The organism is Methyloglobulus sp. (assembly GCF_040079455.1).
Classification (GTDB): Bacteria; Pseudomonadota; Gammaproteobacteria; order Methylococcales; family Methylomonadaceae; genus Methyloglobulus.
In genome coordinates, this window is the sequence record NZ_JBEBKJ010000086.1 from 1 (window position 1) to 15,297 (window position 15,297).

Consider the following 15,297-nt stretch of genomic DNA (forward strand, 5'->3'; position numbering starts at 1 on the left):
GTTTGGGCTAGGTTCTTCCAGGACATAGGCTATTGCTCGAACTTGAATAAAGGCTTATTTTACCCATTTTGGGGCTTGAGGTCGTGCAAAGGTCTCTTATTATGCTAACTGTAAGAAATTAAAATAATAGCTTGAAAACGGTGGGCTAATTTCGGTTAGCCCACTTTTTGGAAAATTTATCTGAATAAACCATGTGATTATCACTTCCATTCGTCATTTTTTACTTAAAGTGATTTTCCTGGCTTTTGTTTGCTTGGCAGATAATACCTCAGCCGCTACGACTCGGACTTATTTCATTGCCGCAGAAGAAACGCTTTGGGATTATGCTCCCTCCTATCCGATTAACCCTATGCACCAAGGCGTATTTTCTGAGAATGAAAAAGTGTTTGTCGAGGGTGACGGTAAACGACGAATCGGGCATAAATACTACAAGGCGCGTTTTATAGAATATACGGACAATTCTTTCACTGCCATAAAGCCACGAGGATTTGAATGGGAACATTTAGGTATCTTTGGGCCAGTCATTCGAGCCAATGTTGGTGATACCATCAAGGTTATTTTCCGCAACAAAACACAAGATATGACAACCTCCATGCACCCGCATGGTGTCTTTTATAAAAAAGACAGCGAAGGCACACACTACAGTGACGGCACAACAGAAAAAGACAAACAGGATGACCTAGTAGCTCCGGGAGCAACCTATACCTACACTTGGGAAGTACCGGAACGCTCAGGGCCTGGGCCAAATGACCCAAGTTCGATCATATGGCTTTATCATTCCCACGGCAATGAAACCATGGACACCAACACCGGTTTGGCCGGCCCGATTATCATTTCCCGAAAAGACACGTTATTGCCCAATGGCAAATTGAAGGGTATCGACAGGGAATTCGTCGTGCTATTTACCATTTTCGATGAGAACAAGAGTTATTATTTGGACAAGAACATCAATGCTTTCGCCCCCGAATCTAAGGATAAAAAAGGCGATGAATCGTTTAAGGAAAGCAATCTCATGCACAGCATGAACGGTTATGTTTACGATAATGTTCCAGGACTTAACATGAAGGTTGGGGAAAATGTCCGCTGGTATCAATTGGCACTGGGGACTGAAGCTGATCTACACACGCCGCATTGGCACGGGAACACCCTGCTTTCCGCAGGTCAGCGGATTGATGTGCTGAGTTTACTCCCCGCTTCCCATGTGACTGTCGAAATGCAGCCCGACAATCCTGGAATCTGGATGTATCATTGCCATGTCAACGACCATATCGAAGCGGGTATGATGGGACGCTATACTGTCCTTCCAGCCAATTCAAAAAATGCACTCATTACAAATCAAAAATAGGTTTTCAGTAAAAAAATACTACCCCTAAACCCTCTGGATGTAATTAGACAATCTTTAACGATATTGTCATCAAGCACTAATCATCCTGTCATCTAATATCCTTATCATTTGAATCTCATCAACAACATCTAAGGAGCAATCCCTATGAAGAGGTTCGATCAAAATCCAAGTAATATTCCGCAAAGTTTAAACTTATTAGTGAGCATACCGATATTGTCGTTACTTCTGGCAGTCAATTACTCAACTGCTGTAGCAGGTGTTGACGCGCCTGTGATGGAGCAAGGTATCCAGTTCGGTGATTTGGCACCAGGACGTGCAATCGTCTGGAGTCGTGCAGACCGGCCGACACGTATGATGGTAGAGTACGCATTCAACGAACAGTTTGCCCATTCCCGAATTATTCGTGGTCCTTATGCACTTGAAGCAAGTGACTTCACTGCCCGTCAAGATTTGATCGGACTGCCTGATGGCAAGGATGTTTACGTCAAAGTCTGGTTTGAAGATTTAACCAATGCCCGTAGCAAAAGTGAACCCGTCACAGGCCGTTTTCATACCATCGGCAAACGTGACGATATTCGCTTCGTTTGGGGCGGCGATACGGCTGGCCAAGGCTGGGGCATCAATGAAGCATTCGGCGGAATGAAGATCTATGAAGCCATGCGCCAAGTCGAGCCACAGTTTTTCATCCAAAGTGGTGACAGCGTATATTCCGACGGCCCTATTCCAGAAAGAAAACCTGCTGAGAACGGTCAGATTTGGACTAATCTAGTGACACCGGAAGTGAGCAAGGTTGCCGAAACATTGAGTGAATTCCGTGGGCGGTACAAATACAACTTGCTGGACAATAACCTGCGCCGATTTAATGCAGAAGTGCCGCAAATCTGGCAATGGGACGATCATGAAGTCGTCAATAACTGGTCTAGCACCAAAGACTTGAGTGCAGATCCTCGCTATACCGAAAAGAATGTGCCGACATTAATCGCCCGTGCCACTAAAGCATTTCATGAATATGCTCCACTGCGTCCGCATGATGCTGAAGAGTCCGAACGTATTTACCGGAAACTCTCTTATGGCAAATTGCTGGATGTCTTTGTCATTGATATGCGTAGCTACCGGGGACCTAATACCAGTAACCTACAAACAAAGGAAGGCTCAGATACCGTATTCCTAGGTGAAACCCAGTTGAATTGGCTCAAGAAAGAGCTAAAGAACTCGGGTGCGACTTGGAAAGTGATCTCCGCTGACATGCCGATTGGCCTCAACATAGGTGATGGTACTGTTGATAATATTCCAAATGGTACGCCTCGCTGGGAAGCCATCGCCAATGGCAACAATGGGATTGCGGCTGGCCGTGAATTGGAAACTGCCCGCTTGTTGAGCTTCATCAAGCATGAGCATATCAACAATATTGTTTGGCTAACCGCAGACGTGCATTATGCCGCCGCCCATTTCTATGATCCAAGCAAAGCCCAGAACAAAGATTTTTCACCATTTTGGGAATTTGTGGCAGGCCCACTCAATGCAGGTTCATTCGGGCCTAACAGCACTGATGGCACTTTCGGACCTCAAGTAGTATTCAGCAAAGCCCCAGCTGTTGGACAGGCTAATTTGTCGCCTTATGCAGGGCTGCAATTCTTTGGTGAAGTTAATATAAATAGAGATACAAAGGCGATGACAGTCGATCTTAAAGATATAAACGGCACTCCGGTATTTACCAAAACTCTACGTGCAGAACAAAGCAAGGACTAATCGTTAAGATGCCACGATCATTTTGCCAGTTTTAGCAGCAACCTTATGGGATCTTTGCTTCGTGCCGATGATAGCGGACACCAAATCTTATTACAATAAATGCGTAATCTTCTTGTAATAATGAGAAGTTATAATCGTCTAGCAATTGAAACTAATTGGGTTTTCGAAGTCTTTACTGGCTTTAAACTCGAACAAACTATGTATTAATTATGAGGTGAAACAATGTCCAAGACCGCTAAAAATATCAAAGAAGATATTTCAACCCAAGTTACCAACGAAATCATATCGCTCGCTGATCTTGATAACAAGGTTGCGGAGATTGCTTATCACAAAGCAGAAACCAGGGATTTTGCCCCAGGTCATGAACTTGATGATTGGCTGGAAGCAGAACAAGAACTAAATTTGTCCTGAGAATGACGGAAAAATTTGAATAAATTCATGAATCCCGATCTGTGAATGAACTGAGCGTGAATTGATCTAATGCGGCATAAGAATCGATTTAATTTATAGGTAACCTCTAAAAATTCAAAAAAGACCCTTCTCCCTTTGGGGGAAGGTTGGGGTGAGGGCTTTAAAATCAAGTGGTTATTTCCCTCACCCTAGCCCTCTACCAAAAGGAGAGGGGATTATTAGATATCCCCTATAGCTTACATTAATGTGTTTAGATTTTCGATTCTTGTGACTTCGGTACTCCCAAAAGGTGCGTTGTGGGCTTTGTGGCTTGTGTTTTATTTTGGGTAAACTGAAGGTCGGCTTGCCATTTTTTGTGCTTGTTGCCGGATTTCATAATCTGCCTATGTCAAGCTGACGCCAAAACTTACTGTATATCAACATCTAAAATTCAACAGCCATTTTCGCTTTTTACGGCTCAAGGACTAAGAAATCTTTGGGTTGTTCAGAGATTCCTAAACAGGATATCTTGTTTTGTCTTTAAAGCACTAAGCAGCGGCTATCTTAATAGCAATACCTGTCATACAATTTTCAAGATATAGTCACGTCGTTGTCATATAAATACCTTAACCTCTCACTTGAAAGTCAAATAATTGGCGAAATACTGGGTGTCCCGATATGGGGCATGTAGCCGACCAATCTAGCGCAAACCCCTGGGGGGACAAGATGAAACTGCTTTCCGCGATTCATAAATACGATGTCTTTATGTTTTCCTGGCTTATTAATGCCAGTATCCATAACAGTTTGACGAAGGTTTCTCGTTACGTTTCAAAAACAGGCGACGGACAGCTATATATCTTGGTCATGGCCTTATTCTATTGGCACGAAGGCTTGCGAAGTCAGCCTTTGCAAGCCATCCTCTTGGCTTTTGCCGTCGAAAGGCCAACCTATTTTGTCCTGAAAAACGGTTTCAAGCGTAATCGTCCAGAGGCGGCCTTAAAAAATTTCCACAGCTTTATCACGCCTTCGGATAAGTTTAGTTTTCCATCTGGGCATACTTCCGCCGCGTTCATGATGGCGACGTTGCTGGGTCACTTTTTCCCCACCCTGTTGATACCACTTTACTGCTGGGCAGGGTCGGTCGGTTTTTCCCGTGTGGCATTAGGTGTGCATTTCCCCACTGACATCCTGGTCGGTTCTGTCATGGGCATCACCATAGCATTCTTCAGCATAGGACATATTTAATGCGTATTTTTTACGGCGTTCAAGGAACCGGCAACGGGCATATCACCCGCGCCAGGGTAATGGCAAAAGAACTGTATAAGGTGGGCATTGATGTCGATTTTCAGTTTACTGGGCGACCCTTCGATAAGTATTTCGACATGTCTGTTTTCAATGGCCACCAACTGCGCCATGGGCTGACGTTTTCCGTTAACAAGGGGCAAGTCAGCTATCTGAAAACGCTGTTGACTTCCAAGCCTATTACATTTGTGAAGGATGTCAAAAAACTCGACCTTAAATGTTATGACCTGGTCATCAGTGATTTTGAGCCCGTTACCGCCTGGGCCGCAAAAACACAAGGTGTGCCTGTTTTGGGTATTGGACATCAATACGCATTCAAACATAAAATACCCAGGGAAGGTTCTGACCCACTGGCTGAACTGGTCATGAAACTTTATGCCCCTGTGGATATCGGCGTGGGCTTGCATTGGCATCATTTTGGACAACCCGTGTTGCCGCCCATTATTGAAGCAAGTGACACGGCAGCATCAGCCGCCATTAAAAACAAGATCATTGTTTACCTACCCTTTGAAGATACGCAGGAAGTGATCGCCCTTTTGTCGCCTTTCAAGAATTTTGAGTTCCATATCTATACTCCGGATGTCGTCCCAAGCTCATTTGATTTTATTATTTGCAAACCGTTATCGCGGGAAGGCTTCCAACAAGACCTGATCGATTGTGCCGGCATTATCAGCAATGCCGGATTTGAGTTGGCCAGCGAAGCGTTACAGATGGGCAAAAAAATCCTGGCAAAGCCGCTACACGCCCAAATGGAGCAAATCTCCAATGCTGCGGCATTGCAACAACTAGGTTATGGACACGTCATGTATGACTTGGATACTGCGGTGATCGACCACTGGTTGCATAATGCCCATGCTGTCCAAATCACTTACCCGAATACGGCTAAAATCTTGGTTGAATGGCTACAGGCCGGTATGCCTGAGATGACCGCCGATTATGTGGAAAATATTTGGAATACAGTGGATGTGTTGCATGTCCGCCATTAGGAGTTATTGAGCAAGGCTTTTGAATTGGCATCTTTCACCTTGCCAGGGCGAATGCGAAGGAGTTCAAACATAATTGGCTGGGATCAAAGTTGATTCAAGACGCAAATCAGACAGGGTTAATCTTAGTCCTGGTCATGCCCATGTTTATAGGTCAGCCAAGCCATAGTAAACGACACAAACAACCCGAACACAACCACGATAGTCTTTACCGATATTTCACTTTGGATCATCAGGGCATATGCGCCCAGCATCAACAGGATACTGCCGTTTTCGTTGAAATTTTGAAGGGCGATGGAATGCCCAGAACCCATCAGTAAGTGCCCCCTATGCTGGAGCAAGGCGTTCATGGGTATTAAAAAACTGCCTGCCAATGCGCCGACCAAAATCAGCATAATTATGGCCAGCCGCCAATCGCTAACCCATGCCATCATGACGATGACTGCCCCCATAGCTATACCTAACGGCAATACGTTTACCGCATGTTCCAATGGTACAAACTTGGCTGCTATGACAGAACCAATGGCAAGCCCAACCGCAACAACTGCGGTCAATTGTGTAGCTTGTTGTAAATCAAATTGCAACGCTGATGCCGCCCAAAGGAGGATGATAAAGCGTAAGGTCGTCCCCGCGCCCCAAAACAATGATGTGACCGCCAATGAGACTTGCCCTAAAGGATCACGCCACAAAAGCAGAAAGCACCGCCAGAAATCAGTCCACAAAAATGCTAAGTTGGTATTCGGCAATTCATGTTCAATCGGCAATTTAGGGATATACAAGTTGAATGCCGCAGCAACCAGATACAATCCAAGGACGACAAGGATCGCAAACTCAGGGGCAGTGTTGATTCCGGCATTCCAAGGGAGACCGCCTAATCGCAGGGAAATCAGGGCTTCAAATTGATGGCCAATCAGAACCCCACCAATGATAGCTCCCAAGATGATCGCTGCAACGGTCAAGCCTTCCATCCAGCCATTTGCCCACACCAACCGGTTGGCTGGGAGGTATTCGGTCAAAATGCCATATTTTGCGGGTGAATATAAGGCAGAACCTGTACCCACTAAGCCGTATGCAAGCAAAGGATGCACGCCCAGGAATAAGGCAAGGCAACCTACAATCTTAATGGTGTTGCTTATGAGCATAACTTTATCTTTCGGCAAGGAATCGGCATAAGGGCCAACGAAAGGCGCGAGCAGGATAAAAGATAATACGAAGAATTGTTGTAGCACCGGAATTTCCCAAGACGGCGCAGCACGGTCTTTGAGCAATTCGATTGCTGCAAATAACAAGGAATTATCGGCCAATGAGGAAAAGAACTGCGCGGCAAGGATGATGTAAAAGCCTCGATTCATAAAGTTAAACAGTAGGCCAGTGACCTGACAAAGGCTAAGAAGTGGGACAAGAGCTGTCAGTTAGTGATAATGCTGGTTAGCTTCCATAACCTCATAACCCACGGCCACTTGAGTGTTTTTCCATCTTATAAGCTCCAGCGTACCATTGAAATGTTCCACGATAGCGGTGCAGCTTTCCACAAAATCACCGGTGTTGACGTACAAAAACCCGCCGATCTCCTTGATTTCCGCATGATGGATGTGTCCGCAGATTACGCCATCCACACCTTCATCGTTGAGCGTATTGACGATGCTCTCTTCATATTCGGAAATAAACTGGACAACATTCTTGACCTTGAATTTGACATACCCTGCCAGGGAAAAATGCGACTGCACACCCAACCAGCGTCGGATTATCCTTAAATAACGATTAATTTCAAGCAGGATGTCGTAGCTTTCGCTGCCCAGTTTGGCAAGCCACCGATGATGTCTGGCGATGGTGTCGTATTCGTCGCCATGAACCACCAGGAAACGTTTCCCGGCAGCGGTGATGTGGATATCGGATTTTTTGACGGTTATGTCACCAAAGACATAATTGTCATAGTCCCTGACGTTTTCGTCATGGTTGCCAGGTATATAAATGATCTGGGTGCCGTGCCTAGCCTTACGCAACACTTTCTGGATGACGGTATTATGGTCTCGTGGCCAATACATTTTCTTGGAAAGTGCCCAGAAATCGATAATGTCGCCTACCAGATATAGTTTTTCGCTGTCATTGTATTTCAGAAAATCCAGCAAAACGTCACCTTGACATTGAGTGGAACCGAGATGTAAATCGGAAATCCATATAGTTCGGTAAGAAGTAATAGTCATGAGCTCCTACTATTGAATAACTGTTTAGCCCCACGATTAGGTATGAACAGTGTAACCAACGCACATGAAAACTATGTGACAACGCAATAAATTCAGAACTATTGCCCTTTCCTGTAACAGTAATTTCATAAATTCGACATAAACCTGACATTTCGGTTGATTAAGGTATCCGTTTATTTTTTGGTATTAGGATGCCCATGAAAACTCAACAGACCAAGCTGCAAGCCAGATCAGAAAAAAAGCTGACCTGCTTTATCGCCAACACCCAAGAGTTAATAAAAGAAGCGCAAGCCTTGCGCTACCGCGTGTTTGCCCAAGAAATGGGCGCCACGCTCAAATCCGGCTCGGAAGGTCTTGATTATGATGAGGTAGATTTATACTGCGACCATTTGGTGGCCTACGACAATGCCAACGCCAAGATCGTGGGTTATACCCGCTTGCTCAATCAAGACCAAGCGAAACGCTTAGGCCGATTTTATTCCCAAAATGAATTCAAACTGGATAAGGTGCTGGCATTGCCTGGACGTTTTCTGGAAGTGGGCAGGACATGTATTGACCCTGATTATCGCGGTGGTGCTGTATTGACCACATTGTGGTCGGCGTTAATGCAATATACGCTGGAAGGACAATTCGATTATCTATTAGGCTGCGCAAGCATTACCCCTGGCGTTAGTGGCTATGCCGTCGATGCGGTCTATCGAAATATTGACACTAACAATATCGCTGCGCCTGAGTTGCAAGTCAAACCCTTGATTCCAGTACCCAAGGCATTGCGCTGCCAACGTGATGAATCTGGCATACCGCCGTTGCTCAAGGCATACCTGCGTTTTGGTGCGCTCGTTTGTGGCGAGCCTTATTGGGATGAGGATTTCAACTGCATGGATCTGTTCATCCTATTGCCCTTAGACCAGCTTCAAGAACGCTACAGCAAGCATTACACAAGGGGATACAAGGCTAATGAAATTGAAACTACGGCTGTGTTATAAAGTTTGCCTTATTGTCCATCTGTTTGTTGCTGGAGTCGTCATAGCGGCCATCATTTTTCCAGTACTTGATGTTTTTTGTAAACCTGATGATGCCAAACGTAAGCATGGGGCACTGAAACTGGCGTGGTTAAGATGGTTTAGCGGAATTCTGGATTTGGAAGTTTCCAAAGTGGGAAACCCATCCGGCAAAGCCAGCCTTATGGTCAGTAACCACATATCCTGGCTGGACATAATAGTGCTGGGAAGTTTTTCGTCGGCTCATTTTGTTGCCAAGAGCGATATCTTGGCGTGGCCTATAATTGGCTACCTAGCCAAACGAGGAGGCACCGTGTTTGTACGCCGAGGCGATAAACAACAAGCCAGAGCAATTGCGGAAGAAATAATTTGGTTGTTGAAACAAAACGGCACGGTTATCGCCTTTCCAGAAGGGACTACGACGAAGGGTGATGAAGTCTTACCTTTTCATGCTTCCCTGTTCCAGTCGGCGGTGCTGGCCAAAGCACCCGTCCAGCCAGTTGCGATGAATTATCTGGGCGAAACCAAACAATACGCCCCATTTGTCGGCGAGGATGCCTTCATACCGCACCTTATCAAGATGCTTTCGTTAGATAAAATTGAAGTGAGCGTTGATTTTCTACCCTGCATTGATATGTCAGGGAAAAATCGGCATTCAGTCAGCAACGAAGCGAGGGCTTTGATTATGGAAAGTATCACTGGAAAACAAGAAAAAATAGTCATTTCAAAGGTAGGATACGGCAATTGAAACCAAACGACGATAAGCCATTAAATGTTCTTTGAACATGTCTGCATGTCATGTAACTTGCCTTATTGCAGCCGTATGGGCTATGTACAGCATCTATCTGCTCAGACGAAATATGGAGAGTTATGCAACCTAAAGCTTGCTTTACCAGTTGTGGTGTTAGCTTCCATATGTCTCAATTATATTTGCTAATGGTTCTGTCCGTAGAAAATTTACCACTATTCGCACAATTAAAAATTGTGTCAGTTTAGTCCAGCGCTCTTTAAAAATTAAAAAACCATTTTCATCCTCAGGGAAATGGGAAAAACCTCTTTGCTCATAGCAATCTAATTGGCATGATAGCTTGAATTGCAAATCTTACTTACGAAAATAGGTTGGCGTAGGGGTTAATGATTTCGTAAATACATCTTGATGAGTGTTTTATACTCATCGTCTTCAACTTTTTTTATGAGTTCGTTTAGCAAGCTAATTCTGATGGCTTTAACGGTGGTTTCATCTCTGCCTTCAATAGGCACGACAAATTTGAAATATTTCTCGCCTTTATTTCCAAAATCAAACAATTTTCTTTTACATCTTAGGGTTAACTCGATAATGCTTAGATCATCTGCGACAGCAGAAAGCCCTAAAATATAGGGAGGATCTTTATGCTCGCCATCCAATATTAATTTACAGGGATCTTCAATGATCTCAATATGCCTTTTTAAATCTTCAATGATCTTTTTTTTGTAGTCGCCATAATTTTTGAGGTCATCATCTTTTGTAATGATTGATACGGTCGATAATTTCCCATACTTAAAAAATTTACTCATGGTTTTTCTCATTCAAATCAAAAAATAAACGTGCTTAGTGATTGAGTCAGGATTAAGCAGCTTATACGGTTTTGGTACTAATCAAAAGTACTAGAAGAGCAAGTACCCGTGCACCATTGCTAAACTTAATTGATAACTGTCTTATCGACAATCAAGCCTATCTGTTTACCACTGTAACGCGCGTAACCGAGAAAACTTTTTCCTTTGATGTTCGTGCATACGGATCATAACATTGACCAAGGCCTCAATTGCATCGAGTATATAGGGGCCTTTATTTAGCATGACACATTCTGCGCGGACGGCCATCGCAGCATCGGTAAATTCAGGTCTCGACCGCACGCCTTTCTTAGCAATGGATTCCAGCACTTGGGTCGCCCATATAACCGGCACATGTGCCGCTTCACATAACCACAGTATTTCTTCTTGAATTTCAGCCAGCCGTGCGCTACCCAATTCTACTGCCAAATCGCCTCGGGCGATCATGATGCCAAGGTTATGCCGCCCGATAGTCCCCAGTATAATGTCGGGAAGATTTTTTACGGCCAGATTGGTCTCAATCTTGGCAATAATGGGCAGCTCCGATGCGTTCCTTTTTACCAATTCCGCCATCAAACATTCCATGTCAGACAGCGTTTCAACAAATGAAAAACCGACCAAATCGGCGTGTTCGCAAACAAAATCCAAATCCATGAGATCTTTTTCACTTAATGGTGGCAAGTCAAGAGCGGTTTCCGGAAAATTAATCCCTTTGTCGCTATGGATTTTGACACCACTTGGTTTAGCCACCGTGATTCGTAGCAGGATACCCTGATCGGTGATTTTTTCTACTTTTGTCCCCAATTTGCCGTCATCAATCCAGACGGGTTCACCGATTTTGAGTTTCGTTATGGCCGAAGACAGTGTGCAAGCAATATGTGCAGGGCGAACCAGTACTCCGCTAGCAGAATATTCGGCGGGTCTTCCTGCGATATGTTCCGTCGTTAACAATAACAGTTCATCTTTCATTACCCGAATATCTAAAGGCTCACCGTCAAACTTTCCCAAAGTGAACTCATCGGCACATTTTTTGCTGTCCAGTTGGTCAGGCTTGAGCAGCTTTAATTTACAGCCGGAAACAAGATAAGCAGATTTTTCACAACTGACCAGCCAATCTGTACTTGAAAGCGCTTTTTCCACCTTTAAGTAACGCTGTTTTTCTTGGCTGTCAATAAAACCCAAAAACATACCAGCCGTAAGTTTCTTATGAAGTTCCTTGGGTATTGGGATTCTGAATAAGTCGTTATCGGTTGGTGAATTTTCCGAATCAACCGTTAACATCAAATAACCGGAGGCTACTGTTTTACCGGTGCGGTCTTTTTTTACCTTGATATGATAAATAGGCGGCTCTAGAGCGATGGCTCCGGTTCGAATCTTGTGGCCTGCCAAATCCATCAGAATTCGGCAGGGTCGGCCTGTTTCAGCTTCTGCTCTTCGAATATTTCTTATCATCCACTGCCAGATATCAGAATTATCGTGAGCACAATTGATACGTGCACAGGTCATGCCTTTTTTAAGTAAGGCATTAACGAGTCCATAATTCCAGGATGCTTCAGCACCTAAAGTCACCATGACATGGGCTTTACCATGCTCATGAAAAGCGCCAAACAGTTCCGTAGTATGCTGCTCTAAAAGCTGTTGGCCGCGATTAAGGCCGTATTCGTTCGGATTCTTTTCGCCCGGACGGTAGTTTTTGTCTGCGGCGCGTGACAGTACATCAATCAGTGCATCAAACGTTGATAAGACCGATGCTTCTGCCCGCCCCAAAGATGACAAACCGGCTTGGGCTAGGCGATCCTGCAAATGTCGCAAATCGAATTGGCGCATGGCTAGGTAATGAGCTAGGTTATACGCGCTTTTGGAAAAAAAACCGGAATGGAAATGTTGCTGATATTTTTGCAAACGCCGGTTTGCATGGGTTTCAATCTCTTGGCGTAAGTCAGCGACTTCAGCAAGAATTTGTTTCAGGACATCTTCATAGGGGTCGTGAGTGATTTTGTTAGTTGCTACCATGTTGCCGAAAACAATTCCATTTTGATGAGGTCAGATTACTTAAGGGAATCTCTAAAAATTCAAAAAACTCCTTCTCCTTCTGGGAGAAGGTTGGGATGAGGGTAATAAAATCAAGCAATTATATCCCTCACTCTACCCCTCTCCCAGAGGGAGAGGGGATTATTAGAGGTTTCCTTAAGAATTGTGACAGCCTTATGAAAAACTAAGGTCTGTTTGAACTGGGGCTTTAATCTGGCTGCTGATGGCGGATTAAGGCGATAATCAGGCTTTATCCTAAACGAAACAATTCCTTCGCTAATAATTCAATACCCCAAGATACCAGCAGGCACAAAACAGTCATTGCCAATATAAGACTAAATAGGTCGTGGTGTTTGAACAGGTGTTTGTTGAATAGTGGTTTGCTCATGCCAGTGTCCTCTTTTATATCATCAGTAAGCCAATATAATGATATGGGCAGGTTAAGATATGATGACATTTGTATGAATTTTTTATGACAGGATTATTGTTCTTGCGTTTTGATTTGATAGGCTTCGATCATCGCTTTGCCAGTGCCAGGCAGTGTGGACGCAAGGTACAAGGTGTTGCCATCAATTAACGGAGCAGAAAGCTGCCGTCCCGTTCCTAATAGGGATTGTTCAAACAGTACAACTCCATCTTTTACCCGGATACCATACAATGTGCCAGGATTGCCGATGTCCACAGTCCAGACAATCGCATCGTTATCTTCACCCAGTGTCGAAATCACGGGCAACGAAGGATGACTCCTGAATTTCTTGACCGCCGTACTGCTAGCTGGATCAGGGTATTGCCAAAAGCCCTGCAATTTCGGCTTGCCATCTGTCAACACGATCTTTAAAGCAACCAGACCTGCCGGATGGGTGTTATCTGGCATAAACGTGGGGATCACTACCACAGGCTCATCGTTGATAGTGGTAAGTGCCGGTTGGGTAACGATCATCCCCATCCAGCCTGCTTTACAGGGATCGGATGGCGTACCGCACATATCGACAATTTGCAGGCGATCATATTGTGTACCCAGATGATTGGCATCAATCAAGTAAACCGCACCTTCCTTCCCTGGTTGTACGAGTACGGAATGACCGCTCTTTAGGTTAACTTTAACAGGTGCGCTGGCGCCTAGGTCATAATCCATCCAGGCCAGACATTCCCAGAATGTCTTAACATCGCATTCGCCATTAGCGGGTTTAAAAAACGTATTGCTTGCTGTCAATCGTGGGATGAACAGATTCTTGCAAGAGGACATACAAGCGTAGTCCGGCTGACTAGCATTAAAGTTTTTACACAGTTGTGCATCACACTCAGGATTAAATTGCAGGCCCGGCTGCACACGCATAAGGGTATTGGCATAATCATGCCGTGCGAGATCGACTTGTCCATTGCCGACGGGTACAAATAATTCAAAACTATCGGCAGTCGGATACAGTTGCGGCCCTGCCGGTGTCCAAATACCGCCGGCACAAATCATTTCCTGAGTGCCAGATTCGATAGTGACAGGGCATTCAGCTTCTGGGGTAGTCAACAGCACATTGCTTATTGCCTGGGCTGTGCCTCGTAGCTTCCAAGCATCCATATCAATTTCAAACAGCCAGCCGTGAAAGGGTTGGGTATCCCCTGCATTGCCAAAAGCGGCGTAAACAAATCCCCACTCAGTGCCTACCTTCCGAGTATGTTTGAGCGCAGAATGAGAAAAAGCGGTGGGTGGTTTGAATTTGACCGATGCAACACCACCTGCGGCAGGTTTTTCAGCCGACAACACCAAGACCGGAAAAGTCTCGTCCAACTTTTTTTGCACCAAATCTATCACCGCCATGCGATGGCTGGTACGTACGCCTTTTTCAAGACATTGATAAAGAATGACCAGCTTATTTTCTATCATTACCGGTGTTGAAATTAGCTGTGCTTCTTGACCTTCTGGGACTGGGGCATTAATTTTCCACTCCAGCACCCCGATTTCGCCATCCAATGCAGTGATTTCGCCATCTGAGCTGGGTACTATTACGATCGGTCGGCCTTGAGATAAATCGAGTAATAGATTTGCAATAATACTTTTATCGAAGGTTACAGACGATTGGACATCTTCTGGAAAAAGCCTTTCCAATTTTGGGGCTTTGGGCTGTACGCTCTGGGCAAAGCTGTTAATTGCATAATTGCCGACCAATAGCAAACCAGTCACTGTCAGGATGTAGAAAAGGAAATGTTTGATGCTTATCTTCACGTTACGCCCAAATACGTAATTACAAGCCTGAAATTTTAGTGTAGGACTATGACATGTTTATGACATCCGCAAAAACCGAATACAAAACTTGCCTAAATCAGAATAAAAAAAGACTACCATCAACGCTATTAACTGGTAGCCATAGAGCGGGACTAACTTGAGGAGGGATTTGGATGATTTACTTAATAACTCACCTTACGCACACTTGAGTATTTGAAGTTCATCGAAAGCCAGCCGGACGGCTTTCAAATACAGCTTGGCCCTGAGCGCGAAATGGTTGAGCTTGTGCTTAATTGAAAGGCATTCCAGGCGAAAGGCGGCATAGATCGACAGGAAGACAGGGTTGCCTTGCGTCCTGACCCGTTGCGTCGGCGACTTTGCCAAAGCCGTATTGGATTTGAGGGTTTTATGGAAGACCTCCACTTTCCACCGTTTTTGGTAGATCGCTTCGATCGCCGCTTGGTCGCAGTCGAGGTCGCTACAA

At 44.8% G+C, this 15,297-nt stretch carries 13 protein-coding genes and 1 pseudogene; 7 read left to right on the forward strand and 7 right to left on the reverse strand.

Annotated features, from left to right (window positions below; genetic code table 11):
• Positions 1-193: 193 nt before the first annotated feature.
• From ABL924_RS15285 to ABL924_RS15305, 5 genes are all read left to right on the forward strand, one after another.
• Positions 194-1,345 (forward strand): multicopper oxidase domain-containing protein, encoded by a 1,152-nt coding sequence (locus ABL924_RS15285; RefSeq protein ID WP_349027964.1) that lies wholly within the window; start codon positions 194-196, stop codon positions 1,343-1,345.
• A 144-nt stretch (positions 1,346-1,489) separates the two neighbouring features.
• A complete protein-coding gene (locus tag ABL924_RS15290) occupies positions 1,490-3,094 on the forward strand; it encodes an alkaline phosphatase D family protein (protein ID WP_349027965.1) in 1,605 nt (534 codons plus the stop codon).
• 222 nt (positions 3,095-3,316) lie between these two features.
• Entirely contained in the window at positions 3,317-3,505 is a 189-nt protein-coding gene (locus tag ABL924_RS15295) for a DUF2934 domain-containing protein (protein ID WP_349027966.1), read from the forward strand.
• Positions 3,506-4,210: 705 nt separating this feature from the next.
• Positions 4,211-4,729 carry a phosphatase PAP2 family protein gene (locus ABL924_RS15300; RefSeq protein WP_349027967.1) on the forward strand — a complete coding sequence of 173 codons (519 nt, stop codon included), beginning with the start codon at positions 4,211-4,213 and terminating at the stop codon, positions 4,727-4,729.
• Positions 4,729-5,772, forward strand: a complete 1,044-nt coding sequence (locus tag ABL924_RS15305; protein WP_349027968.1) for an MJ1255/VC2487 family glycosyltransferase — start codon at positions 4,729-4,731, stop codon at positions 5,770-5,772. Before ABL924_RS15300 ends, ABL924_RS15305 begins: the two co-directional genes overlap by 1 nt.
• 122 nt (positions 5,773-5,894) lie before the next feature.
• Here ABL924_RS15305 and lplT read toward each other — a convergent pair whose 3' ends face one another.
• Together lplT and ABL924_RS15315 are read right to left on the reverse strand one after the other, a co-directional pair.
• The gene (gene lplT / locus ABL924_RS15310; protein ID WP_349027969.1) at positions 5,895-7,121 is read right to left on the reverse strand and encodes a lysophospholipid transporter LplT; all 1,227 of its coding nucleotides are present in this window, start codon (positions 7,119-7,121) and stop codon (positions 5,895-5,897) included.
• Positions 7,122-7,181: 60 nt separating this feature from the next.
• On the reverse strand, positions 7,182-7,973 hold the full coding sequence (locus ABL924_RS15315; protein ID WP_349027970.1) for a UDP-2,3-diacylglucosamine diphosphatase: 792 nt from the start codon (positions 7,971-7,973) through the stop codon (positions 7,182-7,184).
• A 197-nt stretch (positions 7,974-8,170) separates the two neighbouring features.
• On the opposite strand from ABL924_RS15315, the gene ABL924_RS15320 reads away from it, so the two are divergent.
• Complete coding sequence (locus ABL924_RS15320; protein WP_349027971.1) at positions 8,171-8,959, forward strand: GNAT family N-acyltransferase; 789 nt, start codon at positions 8,171-8,173, stop codon at positions 8,957-8,959.
• Complete coding sequence (locus ABL924_RS15325) at positions 8,931-9,722, forward strand: lysophospholipid acyltransferase family protein (protein WP_349027972.1); 792 nt, start codon at positions 8,931-8,933, stop codon at positions 9,720-9,722. The genes ABL924_RS15320 and ABL924_RS15325 overlap by 29 nt, the downstream gene beginning before the upstream one ends.
• Positions 9,723-10,105: 383 nt before the next feature.
• Here ABL924_RS15325 and ABL924_RS15330 read toward each other — a convergent pair whose 3' ends face one another.
• The 5 genes and pseudogenes from ABL924_RS15330 to ABL924_RS15350 form a co-directional block, all read right to left on the reverse strand.
• Complete coding sequence (locus tag ABL924_RS15330) at positions 10,106-10,528, reverse strand: hypothetical protein (protein WP_349027973.1); 423 nt, start codon at positions 10,526-10,528, stop codon at positions 10,106-10,108.
• Positions 10,529-10,693: 165 nt separating this feature from the next.
• Positions 10,694-12,577: a pyruvate kinase gene (locus ABL924_RS15335; RefSeq protein WP_349027974.1), complete on the reverse strand. Its 1,884-nt coding sequence runs from the start codon at positions 12,575-12,577 to the stop codon at positions 10,694-10,696.
• Between the two features lie 268 nt (positions 12,578-12,845).
• Positions 12,846-12,983 carry a hypothetical protein gene (locus ABL924_RS15340; protein ID WP_349027975.1) on the reverse strand — a complete coding sequence of 46 codons (138 nt, stop codon included), beginning with the start codon at positions 12,981-12,983 and terminating at the stop codon, positions 12,846-12,848.
• A gap of 93 nt (positions 12,984-13,076) precedes the next feature.
• The gene (locus ABL924_RS15345) at positions 13,077-14,813 is read right to left on the reverse strand and encodes a hypothetical protein (protein ID WP_349027976.1); all 1,737 of its coding nucleotides are present in this window, start codon (positions 14,811-14,813) and stop codon (positions 13,077-13,079) included.
• 195 nt (positions 14,814-15,008) lie between these two features.
• A pseudogene (locus ABL924_RS15350) lies at positions 15,009-15,297 on the reverse strand (IS701 family transposase); the annotation flags it as partial.

What these genes read in the sequence shown, in the direction of transcription:
- ABL924_RS15325 (WP_349027972.1), top strand. Translation starts at nt 8,931, where the DNA reads ATGAAATTGAAACTACGGCTGTGTTATAAAGTTTGCCTTATTGTCCAT.
- lplT (WP_349027969.1), bottom strand. Translation starts at nt 7,121, where the DNA reads ATGAATCGAGGCTTTTACATCATCCTTGCCGCGCAGTTCTTTTCCTCA.
- ABL924_RS15320 (WP_349027971.1), top strand. Translation starts at nt 8,171, where the DNA reads ATGAAAACTCAACAGACCAAGCTGCAAGCCAGATCAGAAAAAAAGCTG.
- ABL924_RS15295 (WP_349027966.1), top strand. Translation starts at nt 3,317, where the DNA reads ATGTCCAAGACCGCTAAAAATATCAAAGAAGATATTTCAACCCAAGTT.
- ABL924_RS15305 (WP_349027968.1), top strand. Translation starts at nt 4,729, where the DNA reads ATGCGTATTTTTTACGGCGTTCAAGGAACCGGCAACGGGCATATCACC.
- ABL924_RS15315 (WP_349027970.1), bottom strand. Translation starts at nt 7,973, where the DNA reads ATGACTATTACTTCTTACCGAACTATATGGATTTCCGATTTACATCTC.
- ABL924_RS15300 (WP_349027967.1), top strand. Translation starts at nt 4,211, where the DNA reads ATGAAACTGCTTTCCGCGATTCATAAATACGATGTCTTTATGTTTTCC.
- ABL924_RS15340 (WP_349027975.1), bottom strand. Translation starts at nt 12,983, where the DNA reads ATGAGCAAACCACTATTCAACAAACACCTGTTCAAACACCACGACCTA.
- ABL924_RS15330 (WP_349027973.1), bottom strand. Translation starts at nt 10,528, where the DNA reads ATGAGTAAATTTTTTAAGTATGGGAAATTATCGACCGTATCAATCATT.
- ABL924_RS15290 (WP_349027965.1), top strand. Translation starts at nt 1,490, where the DNA reads ATGAAGAGGTTCGATCAAAATCCAAGTAATATTCCGCAAAGTTTAAAC.
- ABL924_RS15335 (WP_349027974.1), bottom strand. Translation starts at nt 12,577, where the DNA reads ATGGTAGCAACTAACAAAATCACTCACGACCCCTATGAAGATGTCCTG.